Raw genomic sequence first — 19,115 nt, 5'->3', positions numbered from 1 at the left:
AGGCTATCCGGCAGGGGGGACAGCGATCGCGAGGACCGCGATGTCGTCGCGGGGGACGTCGTCCTGGAAGGCGACGACGTCGGCGACGAGGGCGTCGACGACCTGGGCTGGGTCACCGCCGGCGGAGACGACTGCCCGGAGGCGCGGGTCGCCGTAGAGCTCCTCACCGCGGCGCCCCTCGGTCACGCCGTCGGTGTAGAGCACCAGCAGGTCGCCGGGCAGCAGCCGCGACGCGGTCTCGGAGAACTTCGGCTCGTCGAAGACCCCCAGCAGCGCGCCCTGGGCCCCGAACGGCGCCGGCGCCTCCCCGGCACGGCGTAGCAGCGGCAGCGGGTGGCCGCCGGTGCTGAGCACCACGCTCCACCCCTCGGCGTCCCGGTGCAGCCGGACCAGCGCCACGGTGCAGAAGCGGTCGGACTCGTGCTGGAGCAGGACGACGTTGAGCCGCGTCAGCATCGCGCTCGGGGCGTCGTGGGTGACCGCGAGGGCGCGGAGGGTGTGCCGCACCAGGGCAGTGACGACCGCCGCCTCAACGCCCTTGCCGCACACGTCACCCACGACGACGACGTAGTCCTCCTCACCCACCGCGAAGACGTCGTAGAAGTCGCCGCCGACCTCCATGTCGGCGCCGGCCGGACGGTAGGCGGCCGCCAGGTCGAGCATCGGGATCGCCGGCGGGATCGGCGGGATCAGCGTCTCCTGCAGGATCCGGGCATAGGCACGGGCACGCTGCGCGGACTCCTCGGCCGCCTGCTTCGCGAGCAGCAGCTCCCGCTCGTACTGGCGGCGATCGGTCGCGTCGAAGACCGCGATCCGGATGACCCGCGGCTCGCCCTGGTCGTCGTGGTCGAGCCGGGCGCTCACCAACACCGGGAGCCGGCTGCCGTCGGGGCGCAGCAGGTCGAGGGCGATCTCGCGTACGGAGCCGTGCATCCGCAGCGTCGGCGCGAAGTGGGTCTCGTGGTAGATCCGCCCGCCGGGAGTCAGCAGGTCGACGAACGACATCGTGCCGACGAGCTCGCCGGCGTCGCGGCCGACCCAGGTGCGGAACGTCGCGTTGGCCTTGACGATGACGCCGTCGGGCGTGGTCGACAGGAACCCGCAGGGTGCCCGCTCGTAGAGCTGGACCGGGTCGTCGTAGACGAGGGCGTCGAAGAACGCCTCGCGTGCCTGGTTCTTGTGGGGCATCAGGCGGCCGGACTCATGCCGCGGCCTCACGCACGAAGGCGGACATCGCAGCGATCGTCTCGTCGGGCTCACTGAGGTGGGGGCAGTGGCCCGTCGCCTGCAGCACCGTCATCTGGCTGCCGGGGATCGCGTCGCGTACGAAGGTCCCGACCGCGACCGGGGCGATCAGGTCGTCACTGCACTGGAGCACCAACGTCGGCGTCGTCACCCGCGGGAGCACGTCACGCGTGTCGGAGAGGAAGGTGACCCGGGCGAACTGCCTGGCCACGGACGGGTCCATCCGGCAGAAGCTCTCCGTGAGCTCCTCACCCAGGACGGGACGCTCGGGGTTGCCGATGATCGCCGGGGCCATCGCCGCCGACCAGCCGAGGTAGTTGCTCTCCAGCGAGTCGAGCAGTTCCGCGATGTCCTCCGCGGCGAACCCACCGACGTAGGAGCCCTCGTTGAGGTAGCGCGGCGAGGGGCCCACCATCACGAGCTTGGCGAAGCGCTGCGGCTCGGCCACCTCCGCCAGGGCGCCGATCATCGCCGAGACGGAGTGGCCCACGAAGACCACGTCGTGCAGGTCGAGGGCGTGCACCAGGTCCAGCACGTCGGCGGCGTAGCCGTCCAGCGAGGAGTAGCGCTCGGGGTCGTAGGCCGACACGTCGGACCCGCCCGCCCCGACGAAGTCGAACAGGATCACGCGGAAGCGGTCCTCGAACGCGGGCGCGACCAGGCGCCACATGTGCTGGTCGCAGCCGAAGCCGTGGGCGAACACCATGGGCTGAGCGTCGGCGGGACCGGACACCTTGACGTTGAGCCTGGAGATCACGTCCACGATCCGACCCTAGTGCCCACCCGGCGCCCGCGGGCGAGGTCCGACAGGATGGCCGCATGACCGGCGACCTGATGCACGAGCCCGCCCCTGCGCTGTCCGCGGACGGCCTGTCTCGCCTGGTGTCGGAGACGTGGGGCGTGACGCCGGCGCAGGTCACCCCGCTGCCCAGCGAGCGCGACCTCAACGCGCTCGTGGACGGCGAGTACGTCGTGAAGGTGTCCAACCCCGCGGAGGCGCGGGCGATCGTCGAGATGGAGGTCGCCGCGCTCGCCCACGTGGCCACCGTCGATCCCGGGCTGGCGCTGCCTCGCACCGTGCCGACCCGGTCGGGGGCGAGCATCCACGAGGCCCCCGACGACACCGGCCGGCGCTGCCTGGTCCGCCTGGTGACCGTCGTACCGGGGGCCGTGCTCGAGGGCGCCGAGATCACCCTCGACCTGGCCGAGCAGGTGGGCGAGGTGACGGCGCGCACCGGCGTCGCCCTCCAGGGCTTCTTCCACCCCGCAGCGGCCGACCGCGAGCTCGACTGGGACGTACGCCGGCTGCCGCACGTCGTCGCCGAGGCGGTCAGGGCGGGGGTGCTCGACACCACCCGCGAGCCGGTGTTCGCCCAGCTCGCCGAGCGGGTGTCCGTGGCCGCCGAGGCCACGCGTCGACTGCCGTCCGGCATCCAGCACGCGGACGTCACGCTGACCAACGTGCTGGGGCTCGACGGCCGGGTCAGCGGCGTGATCGACGTCGGCGACATGCACCACACCGCCCACGTCTGCGACCTCGCGGTGGCGCTGACCGCGGTGCTGCGCAACGGCGGACCCGACGGTGGCGCCGGGCTCTGGGAGCTGGCCGCGGCCACGCTCCGGGGCTACCAACGGCGCCGGCTGCTGCAGCCGGCCGAGGTCGACGTGCTCGGCGAGCTGGTGCTGTCGCGGCTGGCGATCTCGTCGCTGGTCTCACGCATCCGCGCGCCCGAGCACCAGGACAACGTCGCCTACATCACGCAGTACGACGAGCCCAACGCGCGGGTGCTCGGCGAGCTCGCCGCGCTCCCCGCCGCCGACCTGCGGGACCGGCTGCACCGGCTCGCCGGCACCGGGCGGGTGGCCGGCGACGACCTGCCCGGGCGCCGGGCCGCGGTGATGGGCGGCGCGCTGTCCCCGCTGTTCTACCGCCGCCCGCTGACCGTCGTACGCGGACAGGGGCCGTGGCTGTTCACCGGCGACGGCCGGCGGCTGCTCGACGCCTACAACAACGTCGCCGTCGTCGGGCACGCGCACCCGAGCGTGACCCAGGCCGTGCTGCGCCAGCTCGGGGAGCTCAACACCCACTCGCGCTACCTCCACCCCGGGGTGGTCCGCCTCGCCGAGCGGATCGTGGCGACCATGCCCGAGGGACTGGACACCTGCCTGTTCACGACGTCCGGCACCGAGGCCAACGAGCTCGCCTGGCGACTGGCCACCGAGCTCACCGGCGCCGACGGTGCGGTGATCGCCGCGCACGCCTACCACGGCAGCACCAAGTGGATGGCTGACCTCAGCCCCAACGAGTGGCCTGCCGGTCATCGTCCGGACAACGTCGGCACCTACGAGGCGCCGTACGGCCCGGCCGAGGCGCTCACCGCCGAGGATGCGGCGGCCCGGGTGCGCGGAGCGGCCGACCAGCTCGCCGAGCGCGGGCACCGGCCGGCGCTCGTGCTCGCCGACTCGGGGTTCACCAGCGAGGGCATCCGCGACGCGCCGCCGTCGTACTTCCAGGGCCTGCTCGCCGGCGCCCACGAGGTGGGCGCCCTCTTCCTGGCCGACGAGGTGCAGGCGGGCTACGGGCGCTCCGGGCCGCAGCTGTGGCGCTTCGCCCTTGCCGGGGTCACGCCCGACATCGTCACGCTCGGCAAGCCGATGGGCGCGGGCTACCCGATCGGCGCCGTGGTCACCCGGCGCGAGATCGCGGACGTGCTGGCGCGCCGCTACGAGTACTTCTCGACGTTCGCCGCGACCCCGGTCGCGGCCGCCGCCGGCAACGCCGTGCTGGACGTGCTCGAGGCCGAGCGGCTCCCGGAGCGCGCCGTCGAGGTCGGGCACCACCTGCGTGCCCGGCTGGCCGGGCTCGCGGCCACCCACGAGGTGCTCGGTGAGGTGCGCGGGACCGGGCTGATGGCGGGGATCGACCTGCGCTGCGGCCGCGACGCGGCTCAGGACGTGCGTGACGGGCTCGTCGAGCGCGGGGTCCTCGCCGGGCTGACCGGCCCGGGCGGCGACGTCCTCAAGGTGCGCCCCCCGCTCGCGTGGGAGGCCGCGCACGCCGACCTGTTCTGCGACACCCTCGACGAGGTGCTGCAGGCACTGGCGTCGAAGGCGCGCTGAGTCGTGCTGCCCCGTTTCGAGACCGTCGGCCGGGCGCGCCCGGTCGAGCTCGTGGCGCCGGGCACGGACCTCGCCGCACCTCTGGCGCCGTACCTCGCGATCGAGGCGGAGCTCGCCGGCCCCGGCGCCGTCGAGCTGACGCTGGCCGGGGGCGGTGTCTGCCTGACCGGACGGTACGACGACGGGCTGGCGCTCGCGGTCACGGCCGGCGGACGCACCACTCACCACCGGAGCCGCCACCTGGGCCGGCCCGACGGGCCGGTCGACGCGGTGGGGCTGGCCCTCACCGGCACGCACCTCGCCGTGCTGTCGAGGGCCGGTGAGACGTGGACCGTCCGCGGCCGGGTCGACCTGGCCGAGCGGATCGACACCCGTGACGAGGCGTGGCTGGCCACCCTCAGCACGGACGTGACCGGCCCGGTCGGCGAGGTGCGCGCGGGGCGCTTCGGCCAGCTGGGGCTGCGCGACCTGAGGCTGGTGACCCACGCCGACGGCCGCCCCTACCGCGACGAGGGCGGGCTCCTGCTCACCGCCACCAGCGCCGGCCCGGGGTTCTTCGACACCGCCCACACGTCGGTCTGGGGCCTCGACCCGGGCACGCTGGCGCTGCGTCACCGGGCCGACCTCTTCTTCCGCCGTCCCGACCGGCCCGGGGTCTTCGGCGACCACGCCAGCCACCTGCTGCGCGACGGCGACCACTGGCTGGTGGCGACGAGCACGTGGGGCGACTTCGACCGCCGTGTCCCGGGCGCGACCGTGTCGGTCACGCTCGCCGAGAGCGACGCCGACCTGCTGACCGGCGCCCACGTGCTCGACACCCGCGCCCTCGCGCTGCCCACCACCGGATTCCGCTCCGTCGGCACGTGGGACCCGCACCTCGTGCACACCGGCGACGGCTGGCTGGCCGGTTACGTGAGCGCGAGCCGCTTCTTCCGGTTCCATCCGGTGCTGGCGGGCGGTCCGACGCTCGACGACCTCACGATGCGGGCGGCCGCGACCGACCGCCGCGCCACCGAGGGACCGACCCTGCTGCGCCTGGGGGACGAGTGGCGGCTGCTGGCCAGCGACGGTCGCGAGGGGCGGGCCGGCCAGCGCGAGCGCTACCCCGTGTTCGACCTGTCGCTGGCCGAGGTCGGCGCCCTGGACGCGCCGTACCCCACCAACATCCCGTGGCCCACCCTCGCCGAGGACGGTGACGGCTGGCTGCTGGTGGGCTTCGACGGGACCCGGTACGGCGGCCCGCTGGTCGGCTACGGCAGCCACGGCGACGTAGTCTTCGCGCGCGGCCGGGCCTCGGGAAGCCCGCAATCTGGCTGAAGCCATTTACTCCGGGGTACAGACAGGCAAGATGGGGCGGGGGCGAAAGGTGGTCATGCAACCCAGCACGGAGTTGGCGCTCGCGCTCGTCGAGGACAGTCCCGACGGGCTGTGGGTCGTCGACGCCACCGGAGTCACGGTCTTCGCCAACCCACGCATGGCCGAGATCCTCGGCCGTTCGCCCGAGGAGATGGCGACGCTGCCCCTGGCCGCGGCGCTGGACGAGACCGGACCCGCGAGGCTGGGGCGCCACCTCGCCGAGATGGTGGCCGGCCATCTCGGGCGCGAGAACCTCGAGACGATGCTGCTGCGCCGCGACGGCACCCCGGTGTGGGCCCTCATCAGCTGGCGGCCCTTGACCAGCGCCGACGGCGCACCGCTGGGCTGGCTGCACCGCGTCAGCGAGCACACCGAGCACAAGCGCCTCCTCGACACGGTCCTCGACCGCGAGCAGCAGCTCTCCGCCGCCCAGTCCCTCGCCCACCTCGGGAGCTGGGAGTGGATCATCAGCACCGACGTCGTGTGGTGGTCCGACGAGCTCTATCGGATCTACGGTCTTGACTCCGCCGAGTTCGAGGCGACCTTCGACGGGTTCATCCGGCACATCCATCCCGGAGACCGGCCGAGGGTTGAGGCGTCGATCAACGAGGCGTTCGCGGGCGGTGACAGCTTCGGCTGGGAGGCGCGCGTCCTGCGCCCCAGTGGTGAAGAGCGCTGGGTCCGCGGGCTGGGCGTCGTCGAGCGTGACGGCGAGGGGGCGCCCCAGCGGATGAGCGGCACCGCCCAGGACATCACCGACCTGGTCCGCGCCGACCAACAGGCGGCCGAGGCCACCCGGCGACTTCACCTGCTCCAGCACATGGCCGAGGCGGCCAACCAGTCCGCGAGCCTGGCCGAGGCGCTCGAGCACGCCGCCAACGCCCTCGACGGCACCGACGGCTGGGAGCCGATGTGCGTGCTCGTCCGCGACGGGGACGGGCCGCTGGTCTCGCTGGCGCTGCCGCTCGACGCCGACACCTGGCTGCCCGAGCCCGACCTCGAGCTCGCCGAGCGCTGTTGGCGCTCCTGCCTCCCCGAGCACGCGCCTGCTCCCGACCACGAGACGACGCACACGATCGTCGCCATCCCGGTCAAGGCCGGCCAGGGGGTCGCCTGCGTCATCGAGCTGCTCGCCAACGAGGTGCCGCCCGACGAGACCTCCCAGGAGCTGATCCTCCAGGTCGCCGACCAGCTCAGCCGGGTGGCCGAGCGCGAGCGCAACGCGGCCGAGCTGTCGGCCGCCCGCGACGCCGCCATGGAGGCCTCCCGGCTCAAGGGTGAGTTTCTGGCGACCATGAGCCACGAGATCCGGACCCCGATGAACGGCGTCATCGGGCTGACCGACCTGTTGCTGCGCACCCAGCTCGACGAGCGGCAGCGGCGGCTCGCGGACGGGCTCCGCGGTGCGGGGCTCACCCTGCTGGGCCTCATCAACGACGTCCTCGACCTGTCCAAGATCGAGAGTGGCAAGCTCGAGCTCGAGTCCGAGGACATCGACATCCGCTCCGTATTCGAGCGCACCGCCGCAGTGCTCGCCGGCCCCGCGCACGAGAAGGGGCTCGAGCTCGTCGTGGCCTGCCACCCCGACGTACCCGTCCTCCTCAACGGCGACTCCCTGCGTCTGGGCCAGATCGTCACCAACCTCGGCTCCAACGCGGTGAAGTTCACCGACCACGGCGAGGTCGCCATCCGGGCCACCGTCGCCGAGCGCACCGCGGAGAGCCTGCTGCTCCGGGTCGAGGTCTCCGACACCGGCATCGGCATCTCCGAGGAGGAGCGCGTCGGCCTCTTCGACGCCTTCACCCAGGCCGACCGCTCGACCACGCGCCGCCACGGGGGAACGGGCCTCGGCCTGGCCATCTCCCAGCAGCTCGCCCACGCCCTCGGCGGGGAGATCGGCCTCGACAGCGAGCCGGGCCAGGGCAGCACCTTCTGGTTCACCGCTCGGCTGGGAGTCGCCGAGTCCGACCGGGCCGGGCGCCCGGCCGCGTCGGCGTACCCGCTGCGCGGTCGGCGGATCCTCGTCGTCGACGACAACGACACCTCACGCGCGGTGCTCGAGGAGCAGCTGACCGCGTGGCACACCGTGTCCGTGGCGGTCTCCGACGCCACCGCGGCGCTGAGCGAGATGCAGTCCGCGGTCGAGGCCAAGCTCCCGTTCGACGCGGTGGTGCTCGACCTCACCCTCGACGCGACCGACGGGCTCGCCCTGGCCGCGCGGATCCGGGCCGCGGTGCCCTTCGCGCCGCCGATGGTCCTGCTCACCCGCGACCAGGCGGTGTCGCCCTCGCAGACGCGCGCCGCCGGCATCAGCGCCACCCTGACCAAGCCCGTGCGCTACTCCGAGCTGTACGACACCCTGTTGCTCTCGGTGGTCGGTGAGTCGAAGGACCGCCGTACTCGCCACACCCGCCCCGCGCCGCCGCTCGGCGTACGCGTGCTCGTCGTCGAGGACAACGCGGTCAACCAGCTCGTGGCGACCGGCCTGCTCGAGAGCCTCGGCTGCCGGGTGGACGTCGTCGGCAACGGCATGGACGCGGTCGAGCGGCTCCGCGGCGACCACGGCTTCGACGTGGTGCTGATGGACTGCCGGATGCCGATCCTCGACGGCTACGACGCCACCCGCGCCGTGCGCGCCGCCGAGGTGGAGTCCCGCGTGCCGATCATCGCGATGACCGCCTCCGCGCTCGAGGGCGAGCGCGAGCGCTGCCTCGAGGCCGGCATGGACGACTTCCTGACCAAGCCGGTCGACCCCTCCCAGCTCGCGCGGGCCCTGTTCCGCTGGGTGCCGGCGGCCCGGCCGTCCGACGCCCAGACCGGCAACGGCGGTGACGTGATCCTCGACCCTGAGCGGGTGGCCCTGCTGGGGGAGCTGGTCAAGGACGGCGTCAGCTTCTTCGAGCGCACCCGGACCTCCTTCCTCTCCGGGGTGGACCTGACCCTCGCCGAGATCCGCACCGCCGTCTCCGACGCCAACGCCGAGGCCACCTCGGCCGCCGCACACCAGCTCAAGGGGAGTGCCCTCAACCTCGGCCTGGTCCAGGTCGGCGCCGCCGCCGCGGCCGTCGAGACCTACGCCGGCACCGGGTCCACCGACGGCATCGAGCCGTTGATCTCCGCGCTCGCCTCCGCGGTCGCCGTCGGCGTCGAGGCGCTCAAGGCGGCAAGCCCGGCGGTGCCGGGTTCTTAGCTGTCCGCGACGTGACGTGTGCGGTGCGGCCCGGTGGCTCTTAGGGGAGCCGACCGGTCGCCGGCGCAGTGGCCGCTCCGGCCATCGTCGCCCCTCCGGTGACACGCGAGGCCCCGGGGATCGCCCGGGGCCTCGCGTCAGTCTGCTCGACACATGCTGGTCAATGCGTCACCTGACAGCGAGCACACCACAGAGCACCGGGTCGGTGGCCTCGGCCGGAAGGGACGGGTCGAGCTCGCTCCTACCCGCGCTGCGGAAGTCGTACTTGCCGTTGTTGTTGTAGTCGACGCCGTGGACCACGACGACCGCGTTGCCACGGGAGATGGCGCCGGCCAGCTTGGTGCCGACCTTGATGCGGCGGTCATAGTGGACCTGACCGTTCTCGGCGAGGGGGAAACGGTTGATCGCCAGAGTGCTGTCCGGGGAGGTGTCACCGCGCTTGGTGAGCGAGACCTTCACCGGACCGTAGCCCGGCTGGCCCTCCGCCGTGGTGAGGCGGAAGTCGACGTTCGTGTCGTCGCGGACCGACGGGCACTCGTGCCTGGCCGTGGCGCCGAAGTGGATGTGCTGGGCGTGGGGCATGCCCCGCAGCAGACGGTAGGCGTCGAGGGAGACGTTGAGCGTGCGACCGTCAACCGTCACGGTGGCGCGCCCGCCGCCATCACCGTTGTTGAGCGGCTCCAGGTCTGCCCTGGTCTGGGTGGGCCCCGCCAGGGCGGACCCCACTGACTGCTGTGCGTTGGCGGTCATGCCGACTGCAGCGATCAGACCGACCGACGACAGCAGGACTGCGCCTGCGGCGATCTTCTTACCTTTGGTGACTCGCATTGTGCGCGCTCCGTTCCACCCGCAAGCGCGGGTGTTGTTGGGGGATGCTTGCACTAGGGGTTCGTAACCACCGTCACATCGGATGGGACGGTGGCTAGTCCTTTATCGTCAGCAGCGGACGTACGGCGTGGCGCGCGGAGTGGATGCGGGACTTGACCGTGCCGAGCGGGATGCCGAGAACGGTGGCGATCTCCTGGTAGTCGAGCTGCTGCACGTCGCGCAGCACCAGGGGCTCGACCAGCTCGGGGTGGTCGACGCCGATCACGTCGAGCGCCTCCATGAGGTCGAGGCGGCTGCCGGCGATGACGCTCGTCGTGCGCGGGTCGGGTGTGTGGGGGAGCTCGTCGGTGGGTCGCTCCGCAGCCCGGCGCTTGAGGCTGCGGTAGGTCGAGCGGGCGCTGTTGGAGGCCACCACGTGCAGCCAGGTCGTGAACTTGCTGCGTCCGCCGAAGCTGCCGATCTTGGTCGCGACCAGCATCAGGGCGTCCTGCGTCGCCTCCTCGGCGTCCTCGGGGTAGATCAGCATCCGCCCGCAGATCCGTCGGACGTGCGGCTGGATCTCGGCGAGCAGCTGCTCGAGGGCCTCGCGGTCGCCGGCGGCGGCGCTGACCGCTAGCTCCTCGAGCGTGGGGTCGCCGGGCTCCGAGGTCACCTGCGGCAGACTACCCAGCGTGTCCCTTCCGGAACGGCTCGGTCGTCTCCAGCGAGTCGAGCGCCTCGGGGTGGGTGGGTTCGCGACCGTCTGGCTCTACCACGATGCCGAGCTGCGCTCCGACGTGGCGGTCAAGGCGCTGGCCGAGAACTGGGCCCAGCGCATCGACGTGCGCGAGCGCTTCCTGGAGGAGGCGCGGATCCTGCGCCAGGCAGACTCCGACCACATCGTCCGCGTCTACGACATCGGCGAGGTCGACGGGACGCCGTACTTCGTGATGACGTACGCCGACCTCGGGTCCCTCGCCGACGTCCTGGAGCGCGAGCGGCGGCTGCCGGTGCCGACGGTGCTCGACCTGGTGCGCCAGGCCGGGGCGGGGCTGTCGGTGCTCCACGAGCAGGGCGTCGTCCACCGCGACATCAAGCCGCAGAACCTGTTGCTCCGCAGCGGTGGCAGCGCCGGACCCCGGCTGCTGGTGGCCGACCTCGGTGTCGCCAAGGCGATGCTGCACGCGTCCGGGCTGACCCAGGTGGTCGGGACACCCGCCTACATGGCGCCCGAGCAGGCCACCGGGATCGGCATCGACATCCGGGCCGACGTGCACGCCCTCGGAGCCGTGACCTACCAGATGCTCACCGGTGCACTGGCCCGCGACGGCAGCATCGGCGAGCTCCTGCACGCCACGCTCCCGCCACCGCCGTCCAGCCTGGCCGACCTGCCGAGCGCGGTCGACGACGTGCTGCTGCGCGCCCTCGAGCCCGACCCCGAGGACCGCTGGCCCGACGTGGCGTCGTACGTCGCAGCCCTGCGCGCGGCCCTGCCCAGCCAGACCCCCGGCGTCCAGGACCAGCTCACGCTCTGGCACGTCCCCGACCGCACCGCCGCCGACGGCACCGCCCTGGCTCCCCCGTCCCCGGGACCGCTCTGGCCGACCGTGCTGATCAGCCTGCTGACCTTCGTCGCCGCCTTCGCCCTCGCCTACGTCCTGTTCACCACCCTTCGCTGACTCTCACCGTGGCCGGGGCCCGGCATCGTTCGCCGGCACCGACACGGACGTGATTTGTCGTACGCCGGCACCGAGTCGCAGTGCGTGCGGCGGTGGGAGGCTAGGGTTGCGATGTGAGCCACGCCACCCCTGTGGCTCGCGAGAACCGGAGAGCCACCCACCCGTGTGGCTCGCGACAAGAGAGACACCACCCATGTCTGGATTCCCTTCAGCCGACGTATTCGAGCTCGGCGCGGAGCACGAGCAGGTCGTGTTCGCCAACGACCCCGGCACCGGCCTCAAGGCGATCATCGCCATCCACTCGACGGCCCTCGGTCCCGCCCTCGGCGGCACCCGCTTCTACCCCTACCCCACCACCGCCGACGCGGTCCGAGACGTCCTCGACCTCTCCCGCGGGATGAGCTACAAGGCCGCGCTGGCCGGGCTCGACCTCGGCGGCGGCAAGGCCGTGATCATCGGTGACCCCGCGGCCCTCAAGACCGAGGGCCTGCTGCGTGCCTACGGCCGCTTCGTCCAGTCGCTCAACGGGCGCTACTACACCGCCTGCGACGTGGGCACCTACTCCACCGACATGGACGACATCGCGCGCGAGTGCTCCTACGTCACGGGCCGCACCACCGCCCACGGCGGCGCCGGCGACAGCTCCGTGCTGACGGCGTACGGCGTGTTCCAGGGCATGCGGGCAGCCGCCACCGTCGCGTGGGGCACCGACTCCCTGGCCGGGCGCACCGTCGGCGTCGCCGGAGTCGGCAAGGTCGGCCACCACCTGGTCCGCCACCTCGTCGAGGACGGGGCGCACGTCGTCGTGACCGACCTCTACGAGCCCTCGCTGGAGCGCATCCGTATGGCGTTCCCCGACGTCCGGGTCGCGGCGTCGACCGACGAGATGGTCGCCGGGCCGCTCGACGTCTACGCGCCCTGCGCCATGGGCGGCGCGCTGACCGACGAGGTCGTCGACGTGCTGTCCGCGCGGATCGTCTGCGGTGCCGCCAACAACCAGCTCGCCCACCCGGGGATCGAGAAGTCGCTGGAGGTGCGCGGGATCCTCTACGCGCCCGACTACTGCGTCAACGCCGGCGGCCTGATCCAGGTCGCCGACGAGCTCGAGGGCCGGTCCCTGAGGAGCGAGCGAAGCGAGCGTCTCGAAGGGTTCTCGTTCGAGCGCGCGCAGCAGCGCGCGTCGGGCATCTTCGAGACCACCAAGAGCGTGTTCGCGCTCGCCGAGGCCGACGGCGTGCCGCCGGCGATCGCAGCCGACCGGCTGGCCGAGCGGCGCATGCGCGACGTCGGCCGACTGCGCGGGATCTGGCTCCGCGGCTGATGGGCGACTGAAGGGCGACCGGGAGGTCGCTAGGGGAGGTCAGTCCCGGGAGGGCTCGATGACGTCGGACCACTTCTCGAGCACCTCGGGATCGACCTGCTCTTCCCTGGTGCCACCGTCACCGTGCAGCTCACTGGCGAGCGCCCCGAAGTCCGTCTCGTGCGTCCGGTACTTGAGGTCGCGTGCGACCTTCGTCTGCTTGGCTTTAGCTCGGCCGCGCCCCATAGGGTCAGCCCCCTCGCAAGTCGGCCGGGGCAACCATGGCTCCCGGGCTGTCTCAAAGTTTTCTCGTGACTGCAACGCTACCCGGTGCCTGGGTGTTCCCGCACGTGCGGGGCCGATCCTGGACCGTTTTTCGCGGCAAGCCGTCAGGAAACGGTCACCAGCCGGGGTGCTGGCCCTCCAGGACCACCCGTCCGGACTGCTCGGGGTCGACCGCGACCTCGCCCATGACCCAGGCGCGGATCCCGAAACCGGCGAGCACCTCGATCGCCCGGTCCATCGCCGCGGGCGCGGTGATGGCGACCATCCCCACGCCGCAGTTGAGCGTGGCCTCGAGGTCGGGCTGCGGCACCGCACCGACCCGGCGTACGACGTCGAAGATCGGCTGGGGCGTCCAGGTGCCGCGCTCGAGGGTGGCCATCAGCTCGGCGGGCATGACCCGGGCCAGGTTGGCGGCGAGGCCGCCACCGGTCACGTGCGACATCGCGTGGACCTCGACCTGGTCGGCGAGCGCCAGGCAGGCCTTGGCGTAGATCCGGGTCGGGGTGAGCAGCTCCTCGCCCAGGTTGCCGCCCAGCTCGGGTACGTCGCGGTCGAGCTTCCAACCGGCGGTGTTCAGCAGGACGTGCCGCACCAGGGAGTAGCCGTTGGAGTGCAGCCCGCTGGCCTCCATCGCGATCACGGCGTCGCTCGGGCGCACCCGGCCGGGGCCGAGCAGCCGGTCGGCCTCGACGACGCCCGTGGTGGCGCCGGCGACGTCGTACTCGTCGGGACCGAGGAGCCCCGGGTGCTCGGCGGTCTCGCCGCCCACGAGGGCACAGCCGGCCTCGACGCAGGCCTCGGCGATGCCCTTGACGATCGCGGCGATGCGCTCGGGCACGACCCGGCCGCAGGCGATGTAGTCGGTCATGAACAACGGCTCGGCGCCGCACACCACGAGGTCGTCGACGACCATGCCGACCAGGTCGAAGCCGATCGTGTCGTGGATGTCCATGGCCTGCGCGATCGCGACCTTGGTGCCCACACCGTCGGTGGAGGTCGCCAGCAGCGGCCGCTCGTAGCCCTTGAGCGCGGAGGCGTCGAAGAGCCCGGCGAAGCCGCCCAGGCCTCCGATCATCTCGGGGCGGCGGGCCTTCTCGACCCACCCCTTCATCAACTCGATCGCCTTGTCGGCGGCCTCGATGTTGACGCCGGCCTCGGCGTAGGCGTTGGGGGCCCCAACAGTGGAGTTGTCACTCACGGCGTGGTTGTTCCGATCAGGGGTTGTTGAGGACGGGGAGCGCCTTGCCCAACGTCGGGGAGCTGAGGGTAGCCTCGAGCAGGTGCTTGCCGAGCAGGCTCGCGTCGGGCAGCTCGATGGGGTACTCACCGGTGAAGCAGGCCGTGCAGAGCCGGGTCTTCTCCTGCTTGGTCGAGTCGATCATCCCGTCGAGCGAGATGTAGCCGAGGCTGTCGGCGCCCACGCTGGCGGCGATCTCCTCGGGCGTGAGCCCGTTGGCGATCAGCTCGGCCCGGGTCGCGAAGTCGATGCCGTAGAAGCACGGCCACTTCACCGGCGGGCTGGAGATCCGCACGTGGACCTCCTTGGCGCCGGCCTCGCGCAGCATCCGGACCTGGGCCCGCTGGGTGTTGCCGCGCACGATCGAGTCGTCGACGACCACGATCCGCTTGCCGCGGATCATGTGCTCGAGGGCGTTGAGCTTGAGCCGGATGCCGAGCTGGCGCAGGGTCTGGCTGGGCTGGATGAACGTGCGCCCGACGTAGGCGTTCTTGACGAAGCCCTGGCCGAACGGGATGCCGCTCTCCTCGGCGTAGCCGGCGGCGGCCGGCGTGCCCGACTCGGGCACCGGGATCACCAGGTCGGCGTCGACGGGGAACTGGCGGGCCAGCTCGCGGCCCATCTCGACGCGCGACTCGTGCACGCTGCGACCGGCGATGGTGGCGTCGGGGCGGGCGAGGTAGACGTACTCGAACACGCAGCCCTTGGGCTCCGCGGCCGCGAACGTGCGGGAGCGCAGGCCCTGGTCGTCGATGACGAGCATCTCGCCGGGCTCGACCTCGCGCACGACGCTCGCGCCGATGGTCGCGAGGGCGGCGTCCTCGGAGGCGACCACCCAGCCGCGGTCGAGGCGGCCGAGGACCAGCGGCCGGATGCCCTGCGGGTCGCGGGCTGCGTACAGGGTGTTCTCGTTCATCCAGACGAAGGAGAAGGCGCCCTTCAGGAGCGGGAGTACGTCGAGTGCTCGCTGCTCGAGGGACGTGTCGGGGTGGTGGGCCAGCAGCGCCGTCACCAGGCCGGTGTCGTTGGTCGACGACTCGAGGTTGCGCGCGTGGAGGTCGAGCTCACCGGGGTCGGTGGGCAGGTCGGCGACGAGCTGGGCCAGGTCGTGGGTGTTGATCAGGTTGCCGTTGTGACCCAGCGCGATCGAGCCGTCGGCGGTGGGGCGAAAGGTCGGCTGGGCGTTCTCCCAGTTGCTGGCACCGGTGGTGGAGTAGCGCGCGTGCCCGATCGCGAGGTGTCCGTTGAGGGAGTTGAGAGTGGTCTCGTCGAAGACCTGCGAGACGAGACCCATGTCCTTGTAGACCAGGATCTGGCGGCCGTTGCTGACGGCGATGCCGGCCGACTCCTGGCCGCGGTGCTGGAGCGCGTATAGGCCGAAGTAGGTGAGCTTGGCGACGTCTTCGCCCGGCGCCCAGACGCCGAAGACGCCGCAGGCGTCCTGGGGGCCTTGATCGTGCGGATCGAGCGCCGCGGTCAGCCGGCCGTCTCCGCCTGGGCGCTGGCCACGACTGCTGAGGTAGGGCACGCCATGATTCTAGGAGATGCTCTGCCGAAACGTGGTGTCGGTCGTAGCATGGCGGCCGAAGGTAAAGAGAGTTGCGAGGTGAGATGGCCCCCGAGGCTGACCCGATCGACGGCCGGCCATCCACCGGCCCCGAAAGCTGGTCCGACCCCCTCTCCCGCGAGACCGTCCAGCTCATCGCCGAGGGCGTCACCGAGATGGTCGGCTTCCAGGTCGCCATCATCAGCGTGGTGCGGGGCGAGGCCCTGCGCGCCGTGGCCGTCGCCGGCAGCGACGAGGCCCGCAAGCAGCTGATGGGCTCCGCCACCCCCATGCAGGTCATCCACGACGAGGTGGCCCGCGCCGACGACTGGGGGCGGTTCAAGTTCGTGCCCCACGACCGCGCGGGCGGCAGCGGCGACGACTACGGCTGGGTGCCCGACTTCGTCCCCGAGGAGGGTCCCGATGCCTGGCACCCCCTCGACCTGCTGATCGCGCCGCTCGAGGACGACGCCGGCGCCGTCGTGGGCCTGCTGTCGATCGACCTCCCGGTCAGCGGCCGGCGTCCCGACGTGGGCCAGCGGTCCATGCTGGAGAAGTACGCCGCCCAGGCCGAGCGCGCGGTTCTCGTGGCGCTGGAGCGGCACGCGCTGTCAGAGCAGATCCGGCTGGCCACCACGGCCCGCGAGATCGTGCGCAACGCGAGCGTGCAGCTGCGCATCGACGACCTGCTCATGCAGTGCGGCGCCGCCCTGACGCAGGGCTTCCGTGCCGGCGGCAGCTGGATCCAGACCTTCGACGACGACGTGCTGGGCACCGGTGCGCTGCACAGTGCCCAGGGCGCCGACATCGTCCTTCCCGACGTACTCATCAAGGTCGCGGAGAACGCCGCCCACGACCTGTGGGCGCTTCAGCAGTGGGTGCTCATCGAGCTCGGCCGACCCGTCGAGGTGCTGACCCTCGAACAGTCGGCGCAGATCCACGCGTTCATGGAGCGGATCGGCACCGCCGCGCTCCTGTTCGTGCCGGTCGGGGCCGGGTCGACCTGTGTCGGCAACCTGGTGCTCACCCGGGTCGAGGGCCAGCCGACGTGGTCGACCACCGAGGCCGCCGCGGCGCTCGACATCGGGCACGACCTGGGCCGCGCGATCCTCAACGCGCGCACGTTCGACCGCGAGCACCGCCTGGTCAAGGAGCTGACCGCTCTCGACGTCTACAAGGGCCAGCTGATCGCGACCGTGTCCCACGAGCTCAAGAACCCCCTGACCGCGATCGTCGGCCACCTCGAGATCCTCGAGTCCGCCCCCGAGCTCAGCGACCGCACCCGCCGCTCGCTGTCCGCGATCGACCGCGGCGCCCAACGGCTCCAGCGGGTCATCGACGACCTGCTGCTGCTCTCCAAGATCGGCGACCCGGACAACCCCGTGATCCCGGCGCCGGTCGAGCTCCAACCGATCCTCGAGGACCTCCGCGACCTCACCGCGGTCGCCGCTCAGCGCGCGAAAGTGACGGTCACGCTCGACGTACCCGAGGAGCCGGTGACCGCCCAGGGCGACGGTGAGGAGATCGACCGCGCACTGTCCAACCTGCTCGGCAACGCCGTGAAGTACAGCCGGCCCGACACCACCGTGTCGGTCTCCCTCGAGCGCGACGGTGACGAGGTCGTCGTGGTGTGCCGCGACCAGGGCATCGGCGTCTCGGAGGAGGACCAGCAGCACCTCTTCACGGAGTTCTTCCGCTCCGCCGACCCCGCAGCGCGAGCCCAGTCCGGCACCGGGCTCGGCCTGGCGATCGTCGCCCGGATCGTCGAGCGGCATGGTGGGTCCATCGCCGTCGAGTCCGAGCTCGGCGTCGGCAGCACGTTCACGCTGCGGCTACCGGCGGCCTGAGCGGACTAGCGCCGGCCGGCCGTCACGTGGGCCCGGGCGACCTCGGCCGCCTGGGTGCGGATCTCGGGGATCGCGGTCGACTCCCACAGCACGCCCTTGCGCGGCGGGCCCACGGCGTACAGGCCGGCCACCGGCAGGCCCTGCGGGTCGACCAGCTGGCCGTCGGTGGTGGTGGCGAGGCCGAGGTGGAGCGGGTCGGGCGTGGCCAGGCCGCGCTCGCGCAGCGCGAGCAGGAGCGGGTCGCCGCTGCGCGTGATGTCGGTGGAGGGGCCGGTGCAGTTGACCAGGGCGTCGGCCGGGACGGGCGCACCCAGGCCACCGAGGTGGACCTCGCACCGCGAGCCGCGGTCGACCACCCTGGTGACACCGCCGGACAGGACGCTGAGGCGACCCTCGGCCTGGTAGCCCTCGAGCCGCGCCGCGACCTCGGGCGCCATCCGGTGCCGGCGTACCTCCCAGTGGCGGGCGTGGACGGCCAGGAACCGGCGCCGCTCGTCGAGGTCGAGGCCCTGCCAGAGCGCCTGGGTCTGCCGGCGCAGCCCGTCGACGACGGCCCGCCAGTCGACGCCCTGGGCGTCGGCGGCCGCGACCTGCCGGCGGTAGTGCTCGGCGAGCCCGTCCGCGGTGAGCGGACCCGCAGGTGCGGGCGTCACCCAGGCGGTGGACTGCTGGCCGACGTGAGCGTGCGGGAGCATCCCGTGCCGGCTCGTCATCACCACGCGCCGGCCCGGGTGTTCCTCGAGGAACGTGATGGCCGTGTCGATCGCGGTCAGGCCGGTGCCGACGATCACGGCCGTCGAGTCACCGGGGAGAAGGTGGAGCGCTGAGAGCTCCCACGGGTTGGCGAGGTGCCACGGCGCCGGCGGGAGCGTGTCGCCGTCGACCAGGAGGGCGCGGGGTTCCTGGTTGCCGTAGGCCAGGATCACCGAGTCAGCCGTGGAGCGGGTGTCGACGGTGTGGATCTCGTAGCCACCGCCGGGCAGCGGCACCACGTCGTCGACGCGTCCGGCGCGCACGGTCAGCCGATGGTCAGCCACCGACGCGAGGGTGTCCTGGAGGTAGGCGGCGTAGTCGGCGCGGGGCAGGAAGCCCTGCGGGTCGGCGTCGCGCCCGGTGCGGGCGGCCCACTCCAGCAGGTCGGACGGTACGTCGGGCCAGGCGCTCATGTGCCGCGCGCGGACGTTGAGGAGGTGCCGCGGGTCGGAGGTGCCGTAGGCGATGCCCCGGCCCACGATGCCCGAGGCCTCGTGGATGGTGACCGCGAGACCGGCACCCCCCGGCGCGGTAAGCAGGTTGACCGCGGTCAGGACGCCGCTGGCACCCCCACCGATGATCGCGACCCGGGTCGCGGGCGCGGAGGTCGGAAGGGCAGGAGGACTCGACGGATACAGGATGGCCACGGCCAAAGTCTAGTGGCTCAATCGAGTTGATGCGAAAGCGACACTGTGGAACGGTGCCCCGCCGAGTCGGCGCCAATGCATGCCTGTACGACGCCGAGTCGGC

The 19,115-nt window shown here is 72.4% G+C and carries 14 protein-coding genes; 6 read left to right on the top strand and 8 right to left on the bottom strand.

Features of this window, described 5'->3' with window-relative positions; translation table 11 throughout:
* Nucleotides 1-3: 3 nt before the first annotated feature.
* Nucleotides 4-1,218: a PP2C family protein-serine/threonine phosphatase gene (locus BLR90_RS05345; protein WP_143016119.1), complete on the bottom strand. Its 1,215-nt coding sequence runs from the start codon at nucleotides 1,216-1,218 to the stop codon at nucleotides 4-6.
* Nucleotides 1,202-2,008: an alpha/beta fold hydrolase gene (locus BLR90_RS05340; RefSeq protein WP_091023346.1), complete on the bottom strand. Its 807-nt coding sequence runs from the start codon at nucleotides 2,006-2,008 to the stop codon at nucleotides 1,202-1,204. The genes BLR90_RS05345 and BLR90_RS05340 overlap by 17 nt, the downstream gene beginning before the upstream one ends.
* A 56-nt stretch (nucleotides 2,009-2,064) precedes the next feature.
* On the opposite strand from BLR90_RS05340, the gene BLR90_RS05335 reads away from it, so the two are divergent.
* Genes BLR90_RS05335 through BLR90_RS05325 form a run of 3 tightly spaced genes read left to right on the top strand, consistent with a single transcriptional unit; the run spans nucleotide 2,065 to nucleotide 8,911 of the window.
* Nucleotides 2,065-4,365 carry an aminotransferase class III-fold pyridoxal phosphate-dependent enzyme gene (locus BLR90_RS05335; protein ID WP_091023344.1) on the top strand — a complete coding sequence of 767 codons (2,301 nt, stop codon included), beginning with the start codon at nucleotides 2,065-2,067 and terminating at the stop codon, nucleotides 4,363-4,365.
* 3 nt (nucleotides 4,366-4,368) lie between these two features.
* Nucleotides 4,369-5,682: a hypothetical protein gene (locus BLR90_RS05330; RefSeq protein ID WP_091023341.1), complete on the top strand. Its 1,314-nt coding sequence runs from the start codon at nucleotides 4,369-4,371 to the stop codon at nucleotides 5,680-5,682.
* Between the two features lie 55 nt (nucleotides 5,683-5,737).
* Entirely contained in the window at nucleotides 5,738-8,911 is a 3,174-nt protein-coding gene (locus tag BLR90_RS05325; protein ID WP_170254264.1) for a response regulator, read from the top strand.
* Between the two features lie 168 nt (nucleotides 8,912-9,079).
* On the opposite strand, the gene BLR90_RS05320 is transcribed toward BLR90_RS05325, so the two are convergent.
* A complete protein-coding gene (locus BLR90_RS05320; protein WP_091023337.1) occupies nucleotides 9,080-9,739 on the bottom strand; it encodes a hypothetical protein in 660 nt (219 codons plus the stop codon).
* A gap of 94 nt (nucleotides 9,740-9,833) precedes the next feature.
* Nucleotides 9,834-10,391 carry an RNA polymerase sigma factor gene (locus BLR90_RS05315; protein ID WP_218029369.1) on the bottom strand — a complete coding sequence of 186 codons (558 nt, stop codon included), beginning with the start codon at nucleotides 10,389-10,391 and terminating at the stop codon, nucleotides 9,834-9,836.
* A gap of 19 nt (nucleotides 10,392-10,410) precedes the next feature.
* Between BLR90_RS05315 and BLR90_RS05310 the strand changes: the two genes are divergently transcribed.
* Both BLR90_RS05310 and BLR90_RS05305 read left to right on the top strand, forming a co-directional pair.
* Nucleotides 10,411-11,397: a serine/threonine-protein kinase gene (locus BLR90_RS05310; protein WP_170254263.1), complete on the top strand. Its 987-nt coding sequence runs from the start codon at nucleotides 10,411-10,413 to the stop codon at nucleotides 11,395-11,397.
* Nucleotides 11,398-11,590: 193 nt separating this feature from the next.
* On the top strand, nucleotides 11,591-12,718 hold the full coding sequence (locus BLR90_RS05305) for a Glu/Leu/Phe/Val family dehydrogenase (RefSeq protein WP_091023331.1): 1,128 nt from the start codon (nucleotides 11,591-11,593) through the stop codon (nucleotides 12,716-12,718).
* A gap of 39 nt (nucleotides 12,719-12,757) precedes the next feature.
* Here BLR90_RS05305 and BLR90_RS05300 read toward each other — a convergent pair whose 3' ends face one another.
* From BLR90_RS05300 to purF, 3 genes are all read right to left on the bottom strand, one after another.
* A complete protein-coding gene (locus BLR90_RS05300) occupies nucleotides 12,758-12,943 on the bottom strand; it encodes a DUF3073 domain-containing protein (protein ID WP_091023329.1) in 186 nt (61 codons plus the stop codon).
* A gap of 154 nt (nucleotides 12,944-13,097) precedes the next feature.
* Complete coding sequence (purM, locus tag BLR90_RS05295; protein WP_091023327.1) at nucleotides 13,098-14,180, bottom strand: phosphoribosylformylglycinamidine cyclo-ligase; 1,083 nt, start codon at nucleotides 14,178-14,180, stop codon at nucleotides 13,098-13,100.
* Between the two features lie 16 nt (nucleotides 14,181-14,196).
* Nucleotides 14,197-15,747 carry an amidophosphoribosyltransferase gene (gene purF, locus BLR90_RS05290; RefSeq protein WP_091023326.1) on the bottom strand — a complete coding sequence of 517 codons (1,551 nt, stop codon included), beginning with the start codon at nucleotides 15,745-15,747 and terminating at the stop codon, nucleotides 14,197-14,199.
* A gap of 83 nt (nucleotides 15,748-15,830) precedes the next feature.
* Between purF and BLR90_RS05285 the strand changes: the two genes are divergently transcribed.
* The gene (locus tag BLR90_RS05285) at nucleotides 15,831-17,612 is read left to right on the top strand and encodes a sensor histidine kinase (protein ID WP_091023324.1); all 1,782 of its coding nucleotides are present in this window, start codon (nucleotides 15,831-15,833) and stop codon (nucleotides 17,610-17,612) included.
* Between the two features lie 5 nt (nucleotides 17,613-17,617).
* Here BLR90_RS05285 and BLR90_RS05280 read toward each other — a convergent pair whose 3' ends face one another.
* Nucleotides 17,618-19,012, bottom strand: coding sequence for an FAD/NAD(P)-binding protein (locus BLR90_RS05280; RefSeq protein WP_245715169.1), 1,395 nt, complete (start codon nucleotides 19,010-19,012; stop codon nucleotides 17,618-17,620).
* Nucleotides 19,013-19,115: the final 103 nt, after the last annotated feature.

Source organism: Nocardioides szechwanensis (genome assembly GCF_900103935.1).
Classification (GTDB): Bacteria; Actinomycetota; Actinomycetes; order Propionibacteriales; family Nocardioidaceae; genus Nocardioides; species Nocardioides szechwanensis.
This window is presented reverse-complemented; position numbering and strand designations above follow the sequence as displayed.